This window comes from Qaidamihabitans albus (assembly GCF_016464705.1).
In the GTDB taxonomy this organism is placed as follows: Bacteria; Actinomycetota; Actinomycetes; order Mycobacteriales; family Pseudonocardiaceae; genus Qaidamihabitans; species Qaidamihabitans albus.
Map to the genome: position 1 here is coordinate 82,819 of NZ_JAEHOB010000004.1, position 16,229 is coordinate 99,047.

Here is a 16,229-nt window from a genome sequence, read left to right on the forward strand (position 1 = left end):
GAGAACGCCCAGGATCGACATCGGCACTGAAGAAACCTGAGAAAGATCTACGGCAGACGTGAAGACGCTGGTCAGAGGCTACAAAGACGTGCCTTCAGGTAACGACGCTCGGCGTCGGTCGGCGCCAGTTCCAGCGCCTCCTCGTAGGCCGTGGCTGCCTCGGCGAGGCGGCCGTCCCTGCGGAGGAGGTCGGCCCGGGTGGCGGGCAGGAGGTAGTAGCCGTCGAGTCGGCCGGACTCGGCGAGCTCGTCGACAAGCGCGAGCCCCGCGGAGACGCCCTCGGCCATCGCTATCGCCACGGCGCGATTGAGGTCCACGACGGGAGACGGCGCCAGCCGTGCGAGCTCGGCGTAAAGTGCGGCGATCTGGGGCCAGTCGGTAGCCTCCGCGTCCGGGGCGGTGGTGTGACAGGCGGCTATCGCAGCCTGCACCTGGTACGGCCCGAAGCGCCGCATGGCCAGCGCTTCGTCGAGTGTCGCGACACCCTCGGCGATCAGCGCGTGATCCCACCGGGACCGGTCCTGGTTCTCCAGGGTGACCAGGACGCCGTCGACGGTGCGACTCGCGCGACGGGCCTCCAGCAGCAACATCAACGCCAGCAGGCCGCGCACCTCGGGCTCGCCGGGCATCAGCCGGGCGAGCGTCCGTGCGAGGTGAATCCCCTCGGCGGCCAGCGCCCTGCGCCCGTCCTGCTCGTCGTAGCCCTCGTTGAAGATCAGGTACAGCACCGCGAGGACAGCGGTCAGCCGCCGCGGCAGGAGCTCCGCGGGTGGGACCCGATACGGGATCCCTGCCTCGACGATCTTGCGCTTGGCACGCGCCAGGCGTTGCGCCATCGCCGGCTCGGCGGTCAGGAACGCCTTGGCGATCTCACCCGTGCTCAATCCCGCCAGCGTGCGCAACGTGAGGGCGACGCGGGCCTGGAACGGCAGCGCGGGATGACAGCACGTGAAGATCAGCCGCAGCCGCTCGTCCGGAATCTCCTCCGACGCGGGCTCGATTGGCACCCGCTCCAGCACAGCGAGCTGCCGCACCTTCGCCGCGCCCTTCGTGTCCCGCCGCAGCTGGTCGATCGCCCGGTGACGGGCCGCGGTCGTGAGCCACGCACCCGGACGGGACGGAACGCCGTCGCGCGTCCACGTCGCCAGCGCGGCGGCGAACGCCTCCTGCGCGCAGTCCTCAGCCAGGTCCCAGTTCCCGGTCAGCCCGATCAGCGTGGCGACCACCTGGCCCCACTCGTCCCGGTACGCCGCGTCGACCGCGGCACGAACCGTCTCCGGCGCGGTCACTCCCATACGGGGCGGACCTCGATACAACCCCGGCTCGCGTAGGGGTGCAGCGCCGCGAGCGCGAGCGCGTCGTCGAGATCGGCACACTCGACAATGTCGATGCCGCCGACGAAGTCCTTCGTCTCCGCGAACGGGCCGTCGGACACCATCGTCTCGCCGTCCCGGACGCGGACTGTCGTCGCGGCCGCCACCGGCCGCAGCCGCGCGCCGCCGAGGCTGCCTCCCCGCCGGTCCACCTCCGCGTCGTACGCCTGGAACGCCGGGTCCGCCCTTATCTCCTCCATGGACGACGACGTCTTCTCGTCGTCACAGATCAGGAACACGTACTTCATGGGCTCATATGATGCCCGAACCGGCGCAGGCGTCATCGGCACTGCGGGAATCAACCATCACCTGCGTCGCAGACGGCGTCGCGCCCAGCCAGCACGCGGAATCACCCTCGCGGCTCCTCAGGGCGGTTGGTGTTATCCGTCGCGTCAAACCTCCGGCGCGGCCGGTACCGCCTCCGCGGCGACCGCGACCGCGCCCGGCTGCTCGCCCACCGCGCGCTGTTCCTCGCGCTCACCATGCTGCTCATCGGTGCAGCTGTGCGCGCGTCCACCTGGTCACCACCTGGATCCTGCCTACTGCCGGCCGGGGTCGAGACGGGCCCAGATGTCGGCGAGCCGACGGAGATCGTCGTCGTCAAGCCGGTCGAAGACGAGCTCGCGCAGGTCCCTGTACTGCCGGCGCCACGCCTTACGCAGCAGCGCCCGCCCTTCCCTTGTCAACACCGCGTCGAAACTGCGGCCGTCGACAGGCGACCGGCGCCGTTCGATGAGCCCGCGTCGTTCCAGGCGGTCGGCGAGGCGGGTGAAGCCGCCGGTGGACATCAGGCGCCGCTCGGCGAGTTCCGACATCCTCATGCCCTTCGGCCCGGCCTCACCGAGAAGAGCCATGACGCTGTACTCGGCCATGCTCACGTTCAGCGGAGCGAGCCCCGCCTCCAGCGAACGCCACAGCCTGTCGTGAGTGACCAGGAACCCCCTCCATGCCTCGTCCTCCAGGTCCCGCAGCTTTTCGGTCGCCATGACAGCAGTGTATCCCGGCCACCTCGAAGTATGCCGGGGAATATCTGCCTGTGCAGATAACTTGATAGGGGGCGTAGGCGCTCGCCTGGCGCCGACGACAGGAAGGGATACCGAGATGGCTTTCGAGATTGGGATCATGACCTTCGGCGAGGTGACGGAGGACCCCACCACCGGGCGACCGCCGTCACCGCGGCAGCGCGTGCGCGAGACGATCGAGCAGGCGAAGATCGCCGACGAGGCGGGCCTCGACGTGTTCGGCGTCGGTGAACACCACCGTTCCGATTTCGTCGGTTCGGCGCCGGCGATCCTGCTGGCCGCCGCGGCCGAGGCGACCGAGCGCATCCGCCTGACGAGTTCGGTCACCGTACTCGGCTCCGAGGATCCGGTGCGCGTCTGGGAGCAGTTCGCGACGATCGATCTGCTCTCGTCCGGCCGGGCCGAGATAATCGCGGGCCGCGGCTCCTACACCGAGTCCTTCCCGTTGTTCGGCTACGACCTGCAGGACTACGCCGACCTCTTCCGGGAGAAGCTCGATCTGCTGCTCAGAATCCGCGAACAGAACCCGCTCACCTGGTCAGGACGCTTCCGTGCTCCGCTGGTCGACGCCGACATCGCGCCGCGCGCCGACGGTGACACCATTCCCATCTGGGTGGGGGTCGGCGGATCGGCGGCGTCCGCGATCAGCACCGGGCGCCTCGGCCTGCCGATGGCGATGGCCCTCCTGCTGGGGCCGTTGACCTTCCACGAGCAGACCATCGAGCTTTACCGCGCAGCCGCCCAGAAGGCGGGGCACGAGGCGGACGCCCTGCCGGTCAGCATCAACACGCACGGATACGTGGGCCGTACCAGCCGGCAGGCGAGGGACGTGATGTATCCGTACTTCGCGAAGGGCATGGCGGAGAACAACCACCAGCGGGGCCGGGGGCTCCGTCTTCCGCGGGCAGCCTTCGACGCACAGGCGTCGCCCGGATCCGGGCTCCTGGTGGGCAGCTCGCAGGAGATCATCGACAAGCTGCTCGCCTACCACGAGCTGTACGGCATCAACCGGGCCATCATCCAGACGGGTTTCGGCGGGATGCCGCAGAAGGAGCACCTGGAGGCGATCGAACGGCTCGGAACCGAGGTGGCACCCGTCGTTCGCCTCGAGGTCGCCGCACGTCAGAGGGAGGCAGCATGACCGGCGCTCCGACCGTCATCGATGCGGAACGAGGTGCACACACGGCCGGCGCCGCACTGCGCGTGGTCGTGGTCAACGGCAGCCCGAGCCAAAAGTCCAAGACCATGGGCCTCGTGGAGGTCGTCCTCGACGCCTTGAGAACGATGCTCCCCGTCGAAGCTTCGCAGGTCGACGTGTACCGCTTGGGCCAAGGCTTCACCGGAGCCACCGAACGCGACGACGTCACGCCTGAGATCGAGGGCATGCTCCGGCTCGCCGAGAACGCCGACCTGCTGATCGCTGCGACGCCGGTGTACCGGGGTTCCTACCCCGGTATGTTCAAGCACTTCTTCGATCTCATCGACCAGTATGCACTCGCCAACAAGCTCGTCCTCCTGGCTGCGACGGGCGGAGGGGACCACCATGCGCTCGTCCTGGAACATGCCCTGCGACCGCTCTTCGCCTTCTTCCAGGCGTTGACCGTGCCTGTGGCGATCTTCGCGTCCGCGGGGGACTTCGACGGCGTCACGTTGCTCAACCCCCGCGTCCACGGGCGCATCGAGATGGCCCTCGCCGACGTGACGGACCTGCTCAAGGCCCGCGCGACCGGTGCGCAGGCACCCGCGGACGCAGGTACTGGAGACGGGACCTCCCCTTCCTCCGATCACAAGAGCAGAGGGCCTGCGGCGAGAAAACAATACGACGCCGCGTAGAGCTTGTAGGTGAGGTCGTTGTCGGCCTTGCTGCGACGCCACAACAGCCGTGCTCCCAGACCCCAGCACATGGCGGTGAATGTCGCCTGAACCGCGACGACCGCCGCAGTCTGTTGCGCCCACAGTCCCAAGGGGACAACGAGTGTGACCGGAAGTGCGGTCAAGAACGCCGCTCCGGCGATCCGGTTGGCTCGGTCCCCGATGACCATGGGAAGTGTACGCCGACCAAGGAGTTTGTCCCCGGCGATGTCTCGTTGATCCTGAAGGGTGCCAACACCGGCCCAGTAGAGAAAGCTGGCGGCGATCCACGTCCAGCCGATCGAGTCGACACGCCCCGCTCCGATGATCCATGCGCTGGCGATCAATGCCGCGGCCCCGATCATCGGCATGAGGGTCTTGGTCGGCCACGACCGGTGGCCGCCGGCGAAGTGGTACAGCAGGATGGTGATCAGCCAAAGGGCAGCCCAGTGCAGAACCTCGATAAAAGCCGAGAACACCACGAACAGGCAGGCGACGACGATCGCGCGTTGTTGTGCACCTGCAACCGTGCACCGACCGCTCGGGATCGGACGGTGCGGCTTGTTCATCCTGTCCTCGTCGGCCCCCAAAGCCTGGTTCGGTAGTTCGTGCACGTAAATGAACAGCCAACCGTGGATCGCGGCCACGGTCAGGACGAGTGGCAGCTCTCGCCACGAAGACTCGGCGATGTGCCAGGCGCTCACCACCGTGATCAGGGTGACAAGCACGGATGCCGGGAAGTTCGCGCGGATGAATCGCCAACTCAGGTATATCTCGAAGCAGCTGCGGCGCGCAGGGTGACGCCACGGCGGAGGACCGGCGTTCAACAGGAATGTCCTGGCCTCGTCGGTGAGTTGAGGTTCAAGTACGTAGCGACGCAACATCCCACGGCTCTCCCGCGTCCGACTCAGGCAGAAACCGGCATATCCCTGCGATCACGCCCTGCTTCCCGCCGACCCGTCCCACTCAGTAGACCGACCGGCGGGCAGTAGGACCAGGCATTTCCCGTCGGGACTCTGTCGAACTTCTACGATTGTCAAATACCTTGCTCCTTGCGGAGAACCTCCATGTCACAGGACGCCGGGCTGTCTCGTCTTGGTGGCGAGAGCAAGTACCGGATCGGGAGCGTGACGTTATGCGAGTTTTCGTGGCAGGCGGGAGCGGAGTCCTCGGGCGTCGTCTGGTGCCGCAGCTGGTGGCCCGCGGTCATCAGGTGACGGCGACGACGACGAGCGCGAGCAAACTGGAGCTCCTGGAGCAGTTGGGCGCCGAGGCCGTCGTGATGGACGGGCTGGATGCGGCGTCGGTGGGCGAGGCGGTGGCAGCGGCCCGGCCGGACGCGATCGTGAACCAGATGACGGCCCTTTCGGTGGCGCACGCCGGCAAGCCCAACCTGAGGAATGCCGGCCGCTTCTTCGCCACCACCAACCGCCTCCGCAGCGAGGGGATCGACCATCTGCTGGCCGCGGCCGAGGCGACCGGTGTCTCCCACGTCGTCGCGCAGGGCCACGCCAGCATGAACGGAGTTCGCAGGGGCGGATGGGTCAAGACCGAGGACGACCCGCTGGAGGTGGTGGAGGGGACGAAGGCGATCAACCACCTCGAGGACGTGGTGGTCAGGGCAGGAGGTGCTGTCCTGCGCTACGGCGGGTTCTACGGGCCGGGCGCCAACGACGATCAGGTCAACCTCGTGCGGAAGAGACTGTTCCCGCTCGTCGGGGCTGGCACCGGCCATTTCTCGTGGATACATGTCGACGACGCGGCGAGCGCTACCGTCCTCGCGGTGGAGCAGAAGGCGAAGGGCGTGTTCAACATCGTCGACGACGAGCCGGCACCGGTCAGCGAGTGGCTGCCCTACCTCGCGGAGTGTGCCGGGGCCAAGCCGCCGCGGCGGGTCCCCGCGTGGCTGGCCCGGCTGCTGGCCGGCGAGATGGTGGTGGGCATGCTGACCGAGGGTCGTGGTTTCTCCAACGCCAAGGCCAAGCGGGAGCTCGGCTGGGAGCCGCGCTACCCGTCGTGGCGGCAGGGTTTCCGGGCAGAGCTCGCATGACCCGCGGCGAGGAGTTCGAGGAGCTGCGGCCGCTCCTTTTCGCGATCGCCTACCGCATCCTTGGCAGCGTGGCCGAGGCGGAGGACGCGGTCCAGGAGACCTGGCTGCGCTACGGGTCCTCCCCGACACAGCCCACGTCGACCAAGGCCTTCCTCTCGGCCGTGGTCACGCGGGTCTCGATCGACGTGCTGCGTTCGGCGCGCGTGCGACGGGAGGAGTACGTCGGCCCATGGTTCCCCGAGCCATTGCTCACCGACCCCTACGAGGACCCGGAGCGGTCGGCGGAGCTGGCGGACTCGGTGTCGATGGCGGCCCTGTTGCTGCTCGAGCGGCTGAGCCCGCTCGAACGGGCGGTCTTCGTGCTGCGGGAGGTGTTCGGGTTCGGCTTTCCGGAGGTCGCGGCCGCCGTCGGACGTTCGGAGGCGGCGTGCCGCCAGCTCGCGGCGCGGGCGCGACGCCACATGGACGTTGGACGCCCTCGGTTCGAGGCGGACCGCCGGGAACGGGAGGAGCTGGCGGCGCGGTTCTTCGATGCGCTCCTCGATGGCAACATCGACGGTCTGAGGGAGTTGCTCGCCGCCGACGTCCAGATGGTCGGCGATGGGGGAGGCAAGGCGCCCGCGTTCGCCAGGAGCGTGTTCGGCCCCGACAACGTGGCCCGCGTGCTCGCCTCGAACTTCCCCGTGCTCTCCCGGATCGACGCGAGAGTGGAGTCACGTGAGGTGAACGGCCAGCCGGGCGCGATCCTTCGCGACCGGGACGGCAAGGTGGTCGGCACGTTGACGCTCGACGTGCTCGGCGGGCGGATCCAGACGATCCGCTCGGTGCTGAACCCCGACAAGCTCGGGCATGTCGGTCCCGTTGCCGACGCCTGGGCGATCGCCCGCGAGGTGAAGCAGGCTCGCAGGCCCAGGGACTGACCTGACCTGCCGGTGAACCGAACCCACGGAGGCGCGGCGTTGTGCCTGGTCACCTCTCGTGAGTGTTCAGCCGAGTTAGAACGCGGCTCCTCACTCACGACCGGTGACCAGCGAAAACAGGTTCGGGGACAGCCTCTCAGAACTCGACCCTTGGCGATGACGCGCTCAACACCGCGGACTTCTCGCAGGCACCCCCAACGGCAGCCAGCTCGTCATCGACGGCCTTGAGCAGCCGGGGCACGTCCGATGGGGCCGACGAGTGCATTGCCTCGGCGACGACCAGCACCGAGCGTGTGCTCGGCCGCACCGCCGAGGTCAGCGCCTGCCGGTTGGTCCACCGGCGGGCGTGCGCCTGGTTCGAGGCGTCGGCGAAGACGACCTCGCGCGGTTCCGGGTGCTCCACCTCACCGGAGAACGCGAGGTAGGTCTCATCGCCCCTGGCGTGCCTGACCTCGATGTGCTCGACGACCTCGGCGACGTCGAACACGGCGATCGGTATCGCGAACGACATCGAGATCGCGTTGCAGATGTCGATCACGGGATGGATCTTCGGCAGGGACCGCTCCTTGCGGAATCGCCGCAGTAGCGATTCGGCGGCGCACCGGTACTGGGTCGGCTTGAGGCCCATGTGCGAGAACGCCCTCCGCCAGGCTTGGATCTCCGGCAGCTCGCCCTCCGAAGCGGACCTGAGCCTGGACGCGGCGGTGTCGTAGTAGGGCGCGACACGGTCCGCGACGGACGCGGACGCGTCGACGCCGTGGGCCAGCAGCGCGCAGGCCACCAGTTCGGGGAATTCGGCCCATATCTCGGAAGAATGCTCGACGTACATGCTTTCCTCACTGCTCGGGATGCCGTCTTCGCCGGTGCGAACGGAGCGGGGGCGTCACTCGAACGCGAGCCGCGCTGCCAGGCCGACGAATGCGACGCCGAACACCCGCCGGGTCCAGGCCAGGACCTTGGGCCGGGTGATGACGTGTTTACGGATCATTACGGCGAACTGCCCGTATCCCGTGAACACGACCAGCGTCACGAGCATGAAGACACCGCTGAGCGCGACCATGCGCAGGAACGCACCCGAGTCGGCCTTGTCGATGAACTGCGGCAGGAACGCGAAGAAGAAGATGGTCAGCTTCGGGTTCAGAATGTTGATCAGTATCCCCGAGAGGATCACCCTCGACACCGAACGCGACTCGGACTCCCCCTCGACGGTGAGCGCGTTCTTGTCCCGGATCGCTGACCAAGCCATATACAGCAGGTACAGCACGCCGAGGTACTTCAGGATCTGGAACGCGACCGGACTCGCCCGCAACAGGGTCGCGAGACCGGTGATCGCCGCCGCCATATGCGGAACGATGCCGAGCGTGCAGCCGACGGCGGCGACGAAACTCGCCCGCGTGCCGCGCGACAGCCCGGCGGCCATGGTGTACAGCACACCAGTGCCTGGCGTGATGACCACGATCAACGTGGTCATCAGAAACTCGATGCTCAAGTCCCCTCCCAGCGCGACGGTGACAACAGCGCAATGTGTCGGCAGGACACTGAAGCCGCCGAATCACCGCCGGATACCCCGACACCGTAGGTGGCGGATGGTACCCCCCTTGCCGGCCTCGGTCAGGGCGGTCAGGGCCACGGCGACGCGGACCAGCCGGGGACGAGGGCCTCACGCGAGCCCGGACAGGTCGAGCCGGGCGATGCGCTCGGGGTCGGCGAGGATGTTGATCTCGACGATCTTGCCTCCGCGGACGGTGGGGCCGAACACCGTGACCGCCCGCCCACCTGGCATCGAGACCAGCCCGGCCACGCCGTTGATGACAACGGGCCGGGCGAACGAGCCGCCCCGGGAGAACAGCAGCGCCTGGCCGGCCACCGCCGCCGCGCCCCGCAGCAGCCTCGACGGCCCCGCGCCGCCGGAATCCACCCTGAGCACGACGTCCGGGTCGAGCACGGCCACCAGGGCGTCGAAGTCGCCGGCATGCGCCGCCGTCATGAATGCCTCGATCACCTCGCGCTGGGCGGGCAGGTCGGCGTCCGGCTGCGCGGCACCGCGCACCCGGCGACGCGCCCGGCTGGCCAGCTGGGTGGCGGCGGCCGGAGAGCGCCCGACGATGGGGGCGATCTCATCGAAGGGCACGCCGAACATGTCGTGCAGCACGAACGCCAGCCGCTCGGCCGGGCTCAGGGCCTCCAGCACGACGAGTAGCGCCAGCCCCACCGAGTCGGCGAGCACCGCCTCCTCCGCCGGGTCCGGGTCCGCGGACGCCACGACCGGGTCCGGCACGTAGGTGTCGAGCGGCTCCTCGCGCCGGGACCTGCGGGAGCGCAGCATGTCCAGGCAGACCCGGCTGACCACCGTGGTCAGCCAGCCGCCCAGGTTCGCCACCTCGCTGGTGTCGGAGCGGGCCAGCCGCAACCACGCCTCCTGCACGGCGTCATCCGCCTCGGTCAGCGAACCCAGCATCCGGTAGGACACCGCACGCAGGTGATCGCGATGCGCCTCGAACCGCTCGGCAAGGAAGTCGTGCTCATCCACTGTCAGGTTCCTCCGTCGTCATCCGTCATAGCGGTGACGAACCGGATTCGACCGATATGACAGGGAGACCGCTCATGCAGGCACGGATGACCAACCCGGCCGTTCTCGTCCCCGCGGCGATGAAGGGCCTCCACGCCTACAGCACCTCCGCGGAGACGCTCGGCGTGCCGGCCACCACGTTGGCCATGGTTCACCTGCGGGCGAGCCAGATCAACGGCTGCAGTGTGTGCGTGGAGATGCATTCGACCGACCTCAAGAAGGCGGGCGAGACCGACGAGCGGATCTTCGCGGTGGCCGCCTGGCAGGACGCACCCTACTTCACGGACGCGGAGCGGGCCGCGCTGGCGCTCACCGAGGCGGTCACCCGGATCGCCGACCGCCCGGACGCGGTGTCCGACGAGATCTGGGCCGAGGCCGGCCGGCACTACGACGAGCAGGGGCTGGCCGCCCTCCTCATCGCGGTCTCCGCGGTGAACGTGTGGAACCGGCTCAACGTGGCCACCCGCCAGGTGGCCGGTGAGTGGAAACCCTGAGCCGGCAGCAGCGGCGCGGCCACCCCGGTGACCGCGCCGCTCGGCGAGTGCCTCCCATGCCGCCGGGCGAGGCCGGACGGCAGGCCGTGCATCCAACCCCAGCTCCCGTGTGCCGGGCTTGACCGCGCTGCCACCCTGCGCTACATCTGTAGCGGACTGGGAGAGGTTGCATGGCACCGACAGCCGACGGCGGCAGCGGACAGAACCGCAAGCAACGGGCGGCGGACGCGGCGATCGAGGTGATCGCTTCCGACGGTCTGCGCGGGTTGACGCATCGTGCCGTCGATGCGAGGGCGGGCCTGCCGCCGGGCAGCACCAGCAGCTGCTTCCGAACCCGGCTCGCGTTGCTCGCGGCCGTCCTGGACCGGCTGGCCGAACTCGACGAAGCCGTGGTGACGGCGGTCCCCGACACAGGCTGGAGCACGGACACTCCCGAACAGCGGGCCGCGATCGTCGACATGCTGACCGATCTGCTCGTCTACTGGCTGGGGCCTGCGCGGTCTCGCACTCGCGCACGCATGGAGCTCTACGTGGACGCCACCCGGCGGGCGGAGCTGCTGCCGGAACTGCAAGCGGCCAACCGGCGGTTCGTCGATCGTGCGGCCGAGGGCATCCGGCTCACCGGGCTGACCAACTCCGACCAGGCTGCCCGGATGCTGGTCGCCCACATGGACGGACTGCTCTACGACGCGCTGGCCCGGCCGTACCTCGGCGGACACGACCGTGCCGCGCTGCGCGAGTCGCTCGACACCCTCGTGCGAGGCATCACGTCCCATTCGACCTGACCAAACCGAACACGCCGCCGTCCACTTCGTCGGACTTCCGGGCGATGGCAAGGAAAGAAGTGGCAGCCGACAACGCCGCGGGCCGGGTAACCCCACTTCAAGAGGAAGGGACCAGGCATGGGCGAACGGGGACGGCACCGCATGGGCGGCCACGTTCACCGACGATGCCGACTTCGTCGACTGGATGGGCGGCCGGCTCCACGGCAAGCCTGCGACGAGACGTCAGGCCATGTCGACCGTGACCAGCCAGGCGGGGTGGTCGGTTGTGCCCGCCATGTCGATCTTCTGGCCGCGCACGAACGTGAGGTTCTTCGTGGCGAAGACGTGCTGCACGGCGTCGTCGCCCTTGCGGTAGAACCCGCTGCGGTTGCAGTCCTGCACATCCGGGCTGCCGCCGTAGCGCAGGTTCATGTCGCCCGACACCACCACCGGCGCGCGCGCCGCATACTCCACGGCCCGGCTCATCAGCTCCGTGCACTGCCGGAAAGCGACACCGGCGTCCCTGGCCGACAGATGGGTGCTGCACGCGCTCAGCCGCCCGGCGGGCAGGCACGCCCACACCCGCTTCTCGTTGCCGCTGTCCTGGCTGCGATAACGGCCACCGGCTCCCGCACCTCCGGCGAGCGGCTCCGCCACCATGATGGCGTTGCCGTAGTCCTGCCCGTTGGCGCACTTCACCGGTGAACCGTCCGGCCGCTGCGCCGCAACGAACTTCGTGCGCGCCGCACCCATCGCCTGGCGCAGTGGCTCCACGTCACCCGAACAGGCCTCGTTGACCGACAGCACCTGCGGTTTCACCTGCCCGATCACCGACCTGGCCCTGGCCATCACCTCGTCCCCGGTGAAGCAGCCGGCCGCCCCGCTGTGACAGATGTTGAGCTGCAACACCCTCACCGGGGTCGCGGCGGAAACGGTGCCGGGCAACAGCACGGCGACCAGCGCCAGCACGGCGACGACAGCGACGCGGCGGACCATTCGACCTCCCCGGCCGTCGACAACAGCACACCGATCCTGGCATGCGACCACGGGAAAGTCACCGCCGTTGTCATCGCTGCCCGGCCGGCCGGAGGACGAGTTCATTGACGTCGACCCCGGCCGGCTGCCCGATCGCGTAGGAGATGCCCTCGGCGATGGTGTCGGCCGGGAGAGCCGCCGCCCGGTAGGTCCGCATCATCTCCTTCGCGCCCGGTTCGGTGATGGAATCGGCGAGCTCCGACTCGACGACTCCGGGGGAGATCGTCGTGACCCGGATGCTCGGGTCGACCTCGAGGCGGAGGCCCTCGGTGATCGCCCACGCGGCGTGCTTCGTCGCGCAGTAGACCGCCGCGGTCGGAACCACCTCGTGAGCTCCGACGGACGCGACGGTGACGAAATGCCCCCTGCCCTGGCGTTGAAAGTGCCCGAGCGCCGCGGCGATACCGTGCAGCAGGCCGCGGACGTTGACGTCGATCATCCGGTTCCACTCCTCGACCAGCAGTGAGTCCATTCGGGACAGAGGCATGACGCCGGCATTGTTGACGATCACGTCGATCCGCCCGTGTTCCCGCACGGTGGTGTCGACGAAACTGGCGACGTCCTCGCGGTCGGTGACGTCGAGACGGCGCGTGTCGACGCTGCCGCCCGCGTCCTTGATCGCCGCGGCGACCGAGGCGAGGCGGTCTTCGCGGCGCGCGCCGATGACGACGTGGTGTCCCTCGCGGGCGAGTCGCAGCGCGGTGGCCTGCCCGATGCCGCTGCTCGCGCCGGTGATCAGGACGATCTTCGATCCCTCGTTGGGAGCCATGCAGTTTCCTTCCGGAGTCGGCCCTGCGTTGACAGTCATGCGAGACACGCCTCTTCGAGGCGCGGTCGAGCAGTCGCACGGCGAAACGGCGCCCGGCGGCAGGAAAAAGGGATGGCGGGAGTTACCCGTAGAGGCTGTTGTGATCCTCGGAACGGTGCGAGCCGCCTGCGGTGAGGCTGCCCAGCAGGGACAGTGCCTGCTCGGACGGGCTTCCCGGCTCGGCCTGGTAGACGACCAGTTGCTGGCCGGGGGCGCTGTTCACCGTCAAGGCCTCGTAGCTCAGCGTCAGCTCCCCGACCTGGCGGTGCCGGAACCGTTTGGTCTCGTGGGTCTTCTGCCGGATGTCGTGACGGGCCCACAGCCGGCGGAACGCCTCACTCCTCAGCGACAGCTCCCCCACCGTCTCGACCAGCCGCGGATCGTCGTGGTCGATCCCGGCCGCCGCCCGCAGTCCACCGACGGTGTTGACCGCGACGCGCTCCCAGTCCGGATAGAAGTCCCGCGCGTCCGGATCGAGGAACACCAACCGGACCAGGTCCCTGCTGTAGGTGTGGCCGTCGAACAGCGCCCCGCCAAGGGCGTTGTGCGCCAGGACGTTCAGGCGCCGCCCCAGAATCACCGCCGGAGTCCGCGTCCAGCTGTCCATCATCCGCAGCAGGTTCGGGCTCACCCGCTCGCGTCGTGAGACCGGACGGCGCCGGCCGGGCACCGGACGTGCGAGCTGATGCAGGTGGGAAACCGCCTCCTCCGGCAATCCCAGTGCCCTGGCCAGCGCGTCGACCACCTGCACCGAAGGATGCCGCTCCCGGCCCTGCTCCAACCGCACGTAGTAGTCGGTGCTGACCCCCGCCAGCATCGCGACCTCCTCCCGGCGCAGACCCGGCACCCGGCGCCGACCGGCGGCCGGCATACCCACGTCCTCCGGCCGCACCAGCTCACGGCGCGCCCGCAGAAACTCGCCGAGCGGCTTCTCCCTGTCCATGATGTCCACCGTAGACTCGGAAGGACGCGTACGGCACCGCGAAAGGTGGCCGCGCTACTCCTATGCTCGGGCGCCGTAGGTCAGGCCGTTTCCGCGGGCACCCCGAGATCGTCGCGGGCCACGGCCAGCGCGGTCTCCCGATGCGCGTCGTGCTCTGCGAGACGTGCGACGAGGGACGCCCGCACATCGCGGTACGTGTCGGGCCCGAGCGGCAACCGCAGCGGCACTTTCCCGGCGTCGACGACGTCGACAATCGCGCGGGCGATCTTCTCCGGATCGTTGACCAGCTCAAACGAGCCGTCGGCGATGGCCCGGCGCGTGTCGCCCGCGGGTCCCGCGTCGTATTCGGGCATGATCGGCGCGGTCGCGAGTGCGGCACCGAACCCGGTCGGCGCCGCACCGGGCTCGACGATGGTCATGCCTATACCGAACGGTTCGATCTCAAGGGCCACGGTCTCGCAGAACCCTTCGACACCCCATTTCGACGCGTGGTAGTAGGCGAAGTTCGGATACGTGGTCTGCCCGCCCGCGGTCGAGATCTGCAGGATGCGTCCGTGTCCCTGCTCCCGAAGGTGCGGCAGCGCGGCGCGCACCACGGAGATCGACCCGAACAGGTTCGTATCGATCACCTGCCGGATCTGCTCGTCGGTGGCCTCCTCGACGGCGGCGAACACCGCGTACCCGGCGTTGTTCACGACGACGTCGATCGTGCCGAGGGCCGCGAACGCCTCGGCCACCACGTGCCGAACCTGCTCGGGATCGGTGACGTCGAGCCGTCCCACCCACAGCCGGTCGCCGTGGGCGGCGCGTAGCCCGTCGAGGACCTCCGGCCTGCGCAGGGTCGCGGCCACGCGATCGCCTCGCTCCAGTAGCCGCTCGGTGAGGATCCGGCCGAAACCCGAGGACGTGCCGGTGACGAACCATGTTCTGGTCATTGCGTTTCCTTCCATCGCTGTCACCGCACGAAGCTACGAGTTAGAGCCGACTCGAGGTCAAACTCGTAGACTCGCTGTCATGGCAACCACACAGGAGACGACATTGAGCATCGGCGAGGTCAGCGAGCTGACCGGCCTCTCGGCGCACACACTCCGGTTCTACGAGCAGGAGGGGTTGTTCGTGGAGGCGGTGCGGCGCAACTCCGCCGGACGGCGGTTGTTCACCGAGCAGGAGGTGGGCTGGCTGCGGGTCTGCGCGAAGCTGCGCTCGTCCGGCATGTCGCTGCCGGACATCCGCCGCTACGCGGAGCTCGCGCGAGAGGGCCAGGGCACCGAGGCCGAGCGGTTCGAGATCCTGCGGCGGCACGAGGCGAAGGTGACGCGGCAGATGGCCGATCTGCAGGAGGCCTTGGACGTCATCAAGGGAAAGGTCGCGCTGTACGCCGAGCACCTCGCCGCCGGGTCAGCCGACTCACTGTGGCGCGATGGGCCCACATGCCCGTCCACGGTACCGGCCGGACGACAGGACTGACCTTCCCGGCCCCCGGAGAAAGGTCTCACCCGGACCTGCGTTTCCGATATGCGCGCTGCTGGCAGGCGCGCGAGCAGTACGCGCGCGGCCGTCCCGACGCAGACTGCTCGACGGGGTTGCCACACAGCTGACACGCCAGACTTTCGTCACGCGTCTCATCACGTCGCCGGACGAGGAGTTCGATGCCGTCGAGCACGCGCGCCAGGCCGAACTCGAACGGGTCCTCCGGCTCGTCGAAGCCCCCCGCCTCCCAGAGGTAGGTGATCGTCGGATAGGAGCCGAGCCGCGCGTAGAGCGAGTCGCGGGCGCCCCACCACTCCTGTTCGCTCACGCCACTGCTCCGCTCGGCCCGCGCGACCTCCACCAGGACCTGCGCCTCGGCGTCGACGAAGCGACCGACCAGTTCGATGGCCGCGATCACCTCGGCGGGGGCGAGGCCGGTGCCGGCGACGATGCTCAGCATGCGCTCGTAGTGAGCCACCGAGTTGGGCCCCGGCAGGTGGCGTGTGCCCCGTATCTCTCCCAGCCAGGGATGCCGTCTGCGCACCTCCCACCCCTGCCGCACGCACGTCTCCAGCCGCGGTCGCCATCCACCCTTCGCCGCCGGCTCGGGTGGCGGCTCCCCCAGCGCGGCGTCGCGCATGAGGTCGACGAGGTGCTCGCGACCGGGCACGTGACGGTAGAGCGACATGGTGGTGAAGCCGAGCCGCTCGGCGACCTTGCGCATCGACAGCCCCGCCAGCCCCTCGGCGTCGGCCACCTCGACCGCGGCACGCACGATGCGGTCGAGGGTCAGTGCCGGCCTCGACCCGTCATCGCGTTCCCGCCACAGCAACTCGACCCCGTGATCGGGATCGTCCGCCCGGTTTCGCCTCATCATGCACCTCCTTGTTTATGGTATATATCGGTGTACGCCATAAACAAGAAGGGTGG

The 16,229-nt window shown here is 68.9% G+C and carries 19 protein-coding genes; 7 read left to right on the forward strand and 12 right to left on the reverse strand.

Features of this window, described 5'->3' with window-relative positions; translation table 11 throughout:
- Nucleotides 1–71 precede the first annotated feature (71 nt).
- From JAP66_RS09320 to JAP66_RS09330, 3 genes are all read right to left on the reverse strand, one after another.
- The gene (locus tag JAP66_RS09320; RefSeq protein ID WP_199431240.1) at nt 72–1,295 is read right to left on the reverse strand and encodes an RNA polymerase sigma factor; all 1,224 of its coding nucleotides are present in this window, start codon (nt 1,293–1,295) and stop codon (nt 72–74) included.
- Entirely contained in the window at nt 1,286–1,621 is a 336-nt protein-coding gene (locus JAP66_RS09325; RefSeq protein ID WP_199431241.1) for a YciI family protein, read from the reverse strand. The genes JAP66_RS09320 and JAP66_RS09325 overlap by 10 nt, the downstream gene beginning before the upstream one ends.
- A 291-nt stretch (nt 1,622–1,912) precedes the next feature.
- Nucleotides 1,913–2,359 (reverse strand): MarR family winged helix-turn-helix transcriptional regulator, encoded by a 447-nt coding sequence (locus JAP66_RS09330; RefSeq protein WP_199431242.1) that lies wholly within the window; start codon nt 2,357–2,359, stop codon nt 1,913–1,915.
- A 115-nt stretch (nt 2,360–2,474) separates the two neighbouring features.
- On the opposite strand from JAP66_RS09330, the gene JAP66_RS09335 reads away from it, so the two are divergent.
- Together JAP66_RS09335 and JAP66_RS09340 are read left to right on the forward strand one after the other, a co-directional pair.
- Complete coding sequence (locus tag JAP66_RS09335; RefSeq protein ID WP_199431243.1) at nt 2,475–3,536, forward strand: LLM class flavin-dependent oxidoreductase; 1,062 nt, start codon at nt 2,475–2,477, stop codon at nt 3,534–3,536.
- Nucleotides 3,533–4,228 (forward strand): NAD(P)H-dependent oxidoreductase, encoded by a 696-nt coding sequence (locus tag JAP66_RS09340; protein ID WP_199431244.1) that lies wholly within the window; start codon nt 3,533–3,535, stop codon nt 4,226–4,228. Before JAP66_RS09335 ends, JAP66_RS09340 begins: the two co-directional genes overlap by 4 nt.
- On the opposite strand, the gene JAP66_RS09345 is transcribed toward JAP66_RS09340, so the two are convergent.
- A complete protein-coding gene (locus JAP66_RS09345; protein WP_199431245.1) occupies nt 4,180–5,130 on the reverse strand; it encodes a UbiA family prenyltransferase in 951 nt (316 codons plus the stop codon). The two genes, JAP66_RS09340 and JAP66_RS09345, sit on opposite strands and share 49 nt — an antisense overlap.
- A gap of 251 nt (nt 5,131–5,381) precedes the next feature.
- On the opposite strand from JAP66_RS09345, the gene JAP66_RS09350 reads away from it, so the two are divergent.
- The gene (locus tag JAP66_RS09350; RefSeq protein ID WP_199431246.1) at nt 5,382–6,296 is read left to right on the forward strand and encodes an NAD-dependent epimerase/dehydratase family protein; all 915 of its coding nucleotides are present in this window, start codon (nt 5,382–5,384) and stop codon (nt 6,294–6,296) included.
- Nucleotides 6,293–7,216: an RNA polymerase sigma-70 factor gene (locus JAP66_RS09355; protein WP_199431247.1), complete on the forward strand. Its 924-nt coding sequence runs from the start codon at nt 6,293–6,295 to the stop codon at nt 7,214–7,216. The genes JAP66_RS09350 and JAP66_RS09355 overlap by 4 nt, the downstream gene beginning before the upstream one ends.
- Before the next feature lie 136 nt (nt 7,217–7,352).
- On the opposite strand, the gene JAP66_RS09360 is transcribed toward JAP66_RS09355, so the two are convergent.
- The 3 genes from JAP66_RS09360 to JAP66_RS09370 all read right to left on the reverse strand — a co-directional run bounded on the left by JAP66_RS09360 (nt 7,353) and on the right by JAP66_RS09370 (nt 9,746).
- Complete coding sequence (locus JAP66_RS09360; protein ID WP_199431248.1) at nt 7,353–8,045, reverse strand: B3/B4 domain-containing protein; 693 nt, start codon at nt 8,043–8,045, stop codon at nt 7,353–7,355.
- Between the two features lie 54 nt (nt 8,046–8,099).
- Nucleotides 8,100–8,705 (reverse strand): LysE family translocator, encoded by a 606-nt coding sequence (locus tag JAP66_RS09365; RefSeq protein WP_235998899.1) that lies wholly within the window; start codon nt 8,703–8,705, stop codon nt 8,100–8,102.
- A 171-nt stretch (nt 8,706–8,876) separates the two neighbouring features.
- Nucleotides 8,877–9,746 (reverse strand): sigma-70 family RNA polymerase sigma factor, encoded by an 870-nt coding sequence (locus JAP66_RS09370; protein WP_199431249.1) that lies wholly within the window; start codon nt 9,744–9,746, stop codon nt 8,877–8,879.
- A 74-nt stretch (nt 9,747–9,820) separates the two neighbouring features.
- On the opposite strand from JAP66_RS09370, the gene JAP66_RS09375 reads away from it, so the two are divergent.
- Both JAP66_RS09375 and JAP66_RS09380 read left to right on the forward strand, forming a co-directional pair.
- Nucleotides 9,821–10,279: a carboxymuconolactone decarboxylase family protein gene (locus JAP66_RS09375; RefSeq protein WP_199431250.1), complete on the forward strand. Its 459-nt coding sequence runs from the start codon at nt 9,821–9,823 to the stop codon at nt 10,277–10,279.
- Between the two features lie 170 nt (nt 10,280–10,449).
- Nucleotides 10,450–11,064 carry a TetR/AcrR family transcriptional regulator gene (locus tag JAP66_RS09380; RefSeq protein WP_199431251.1) on the forward strand — a complete coding sequence of 205 codons (615 nt, stop codon included), beginning with the start codon at nt 10,450–10,452 and terminating at the stop codon, nt 11,062–11,064.
- 222 nt (nt 11,065–11,286) lie between these two features.
- Here JAP66_RS09380 and JAP66_RS09385 read toward each other — a convergent pair whose 3' ends face one another.
- The 4 genes from JAP66_RS09385 to JAP66_RS09400 form a co-directional block, all read right to left on the reverse strand.
- Nucleotides 11,287–12,039, reverse strand: a complete 753-nt coding sequence (locus tag JAP66_RS09385) for an endonuclease/exonuclease/phosphatase family protein (protein WP_199431252.1) — start codon at nt 12,037–12,039, stop codon at nt 11,287–11,289.
- Nucleotides 12,040–12,109: 70 nt separating this feature from the next.
- Nucleotides 12,110–12,847, reverse strand: coding sequence for an SDR family oxidoreductase (locus JAP66_RS09390; RefSeq protein ID WP_199431253.1), 738 nt, complete (start codon nt 12,845–12,847; stop codon nt 12,110–12,112).
- 121 nt (nt 12,848–12,968) lie between these two features.
- Nucleotides 12,969–13,829 (reverse strand): helix-turn-helix transcriptional regulator, encoded by an 861-nt coding sequence (locus tag JAP66_RS09395; protein ID WP_199431254.1) that lies wholly within the window; start codon nt 13,827–13,829, stop codon nt 12,969–12,971.
- Between the two features lie 80 nt (nt 13,830–13,909).
- Nucleotides 13,910–14,764, reverse strand: coding sequence for an SDR family oxidoreductase (locus tag JAP66_RS09400; RefSeq protein ID WP_199431255.1), 855 nt, complete (start codon nt 14,762–14,764; stop codon nt 13,910–13,912).
- A 79-nt stretch (nt 14,765–14,843) separates the two neighbouring features.
- Between JAP66_RS09400 and JAP66_RS09405 the strand changes: the two genes are divergently transcribed.
- A complete protein-coding gene (locus tag JAP66_RS09405; protein WP_199431256.1) occupies nt 14,844–15,296 on the forward strand; it encodes a MerR family transcriptional regulator in 453 nt (150 codons plus the stop codon).
- A gap of 25 nt (nt 15,297–15,321) precedes the next feature.
- Here JAP66_RS09405 and JAP66_RS09410 read toward each other — a convergent pair whose 3' ends face one another.
- Nucleotides 15,322–16,176 carry a TetR/AcrR family transcriptional regulator gene (locus tag JAP66_RS09410; RefSeq protein WP_235998900.1) on the reverse strand — a complete coding sequence of 285 codons (855 nt, stop codon included), beginning with the start codon at nt 16,174–16,176 and terminating at the stop codon, nt 15,322–15,324.
- Between the last annotated feature and the right edge of the window lie 53 nt (nt 16,177–16,229).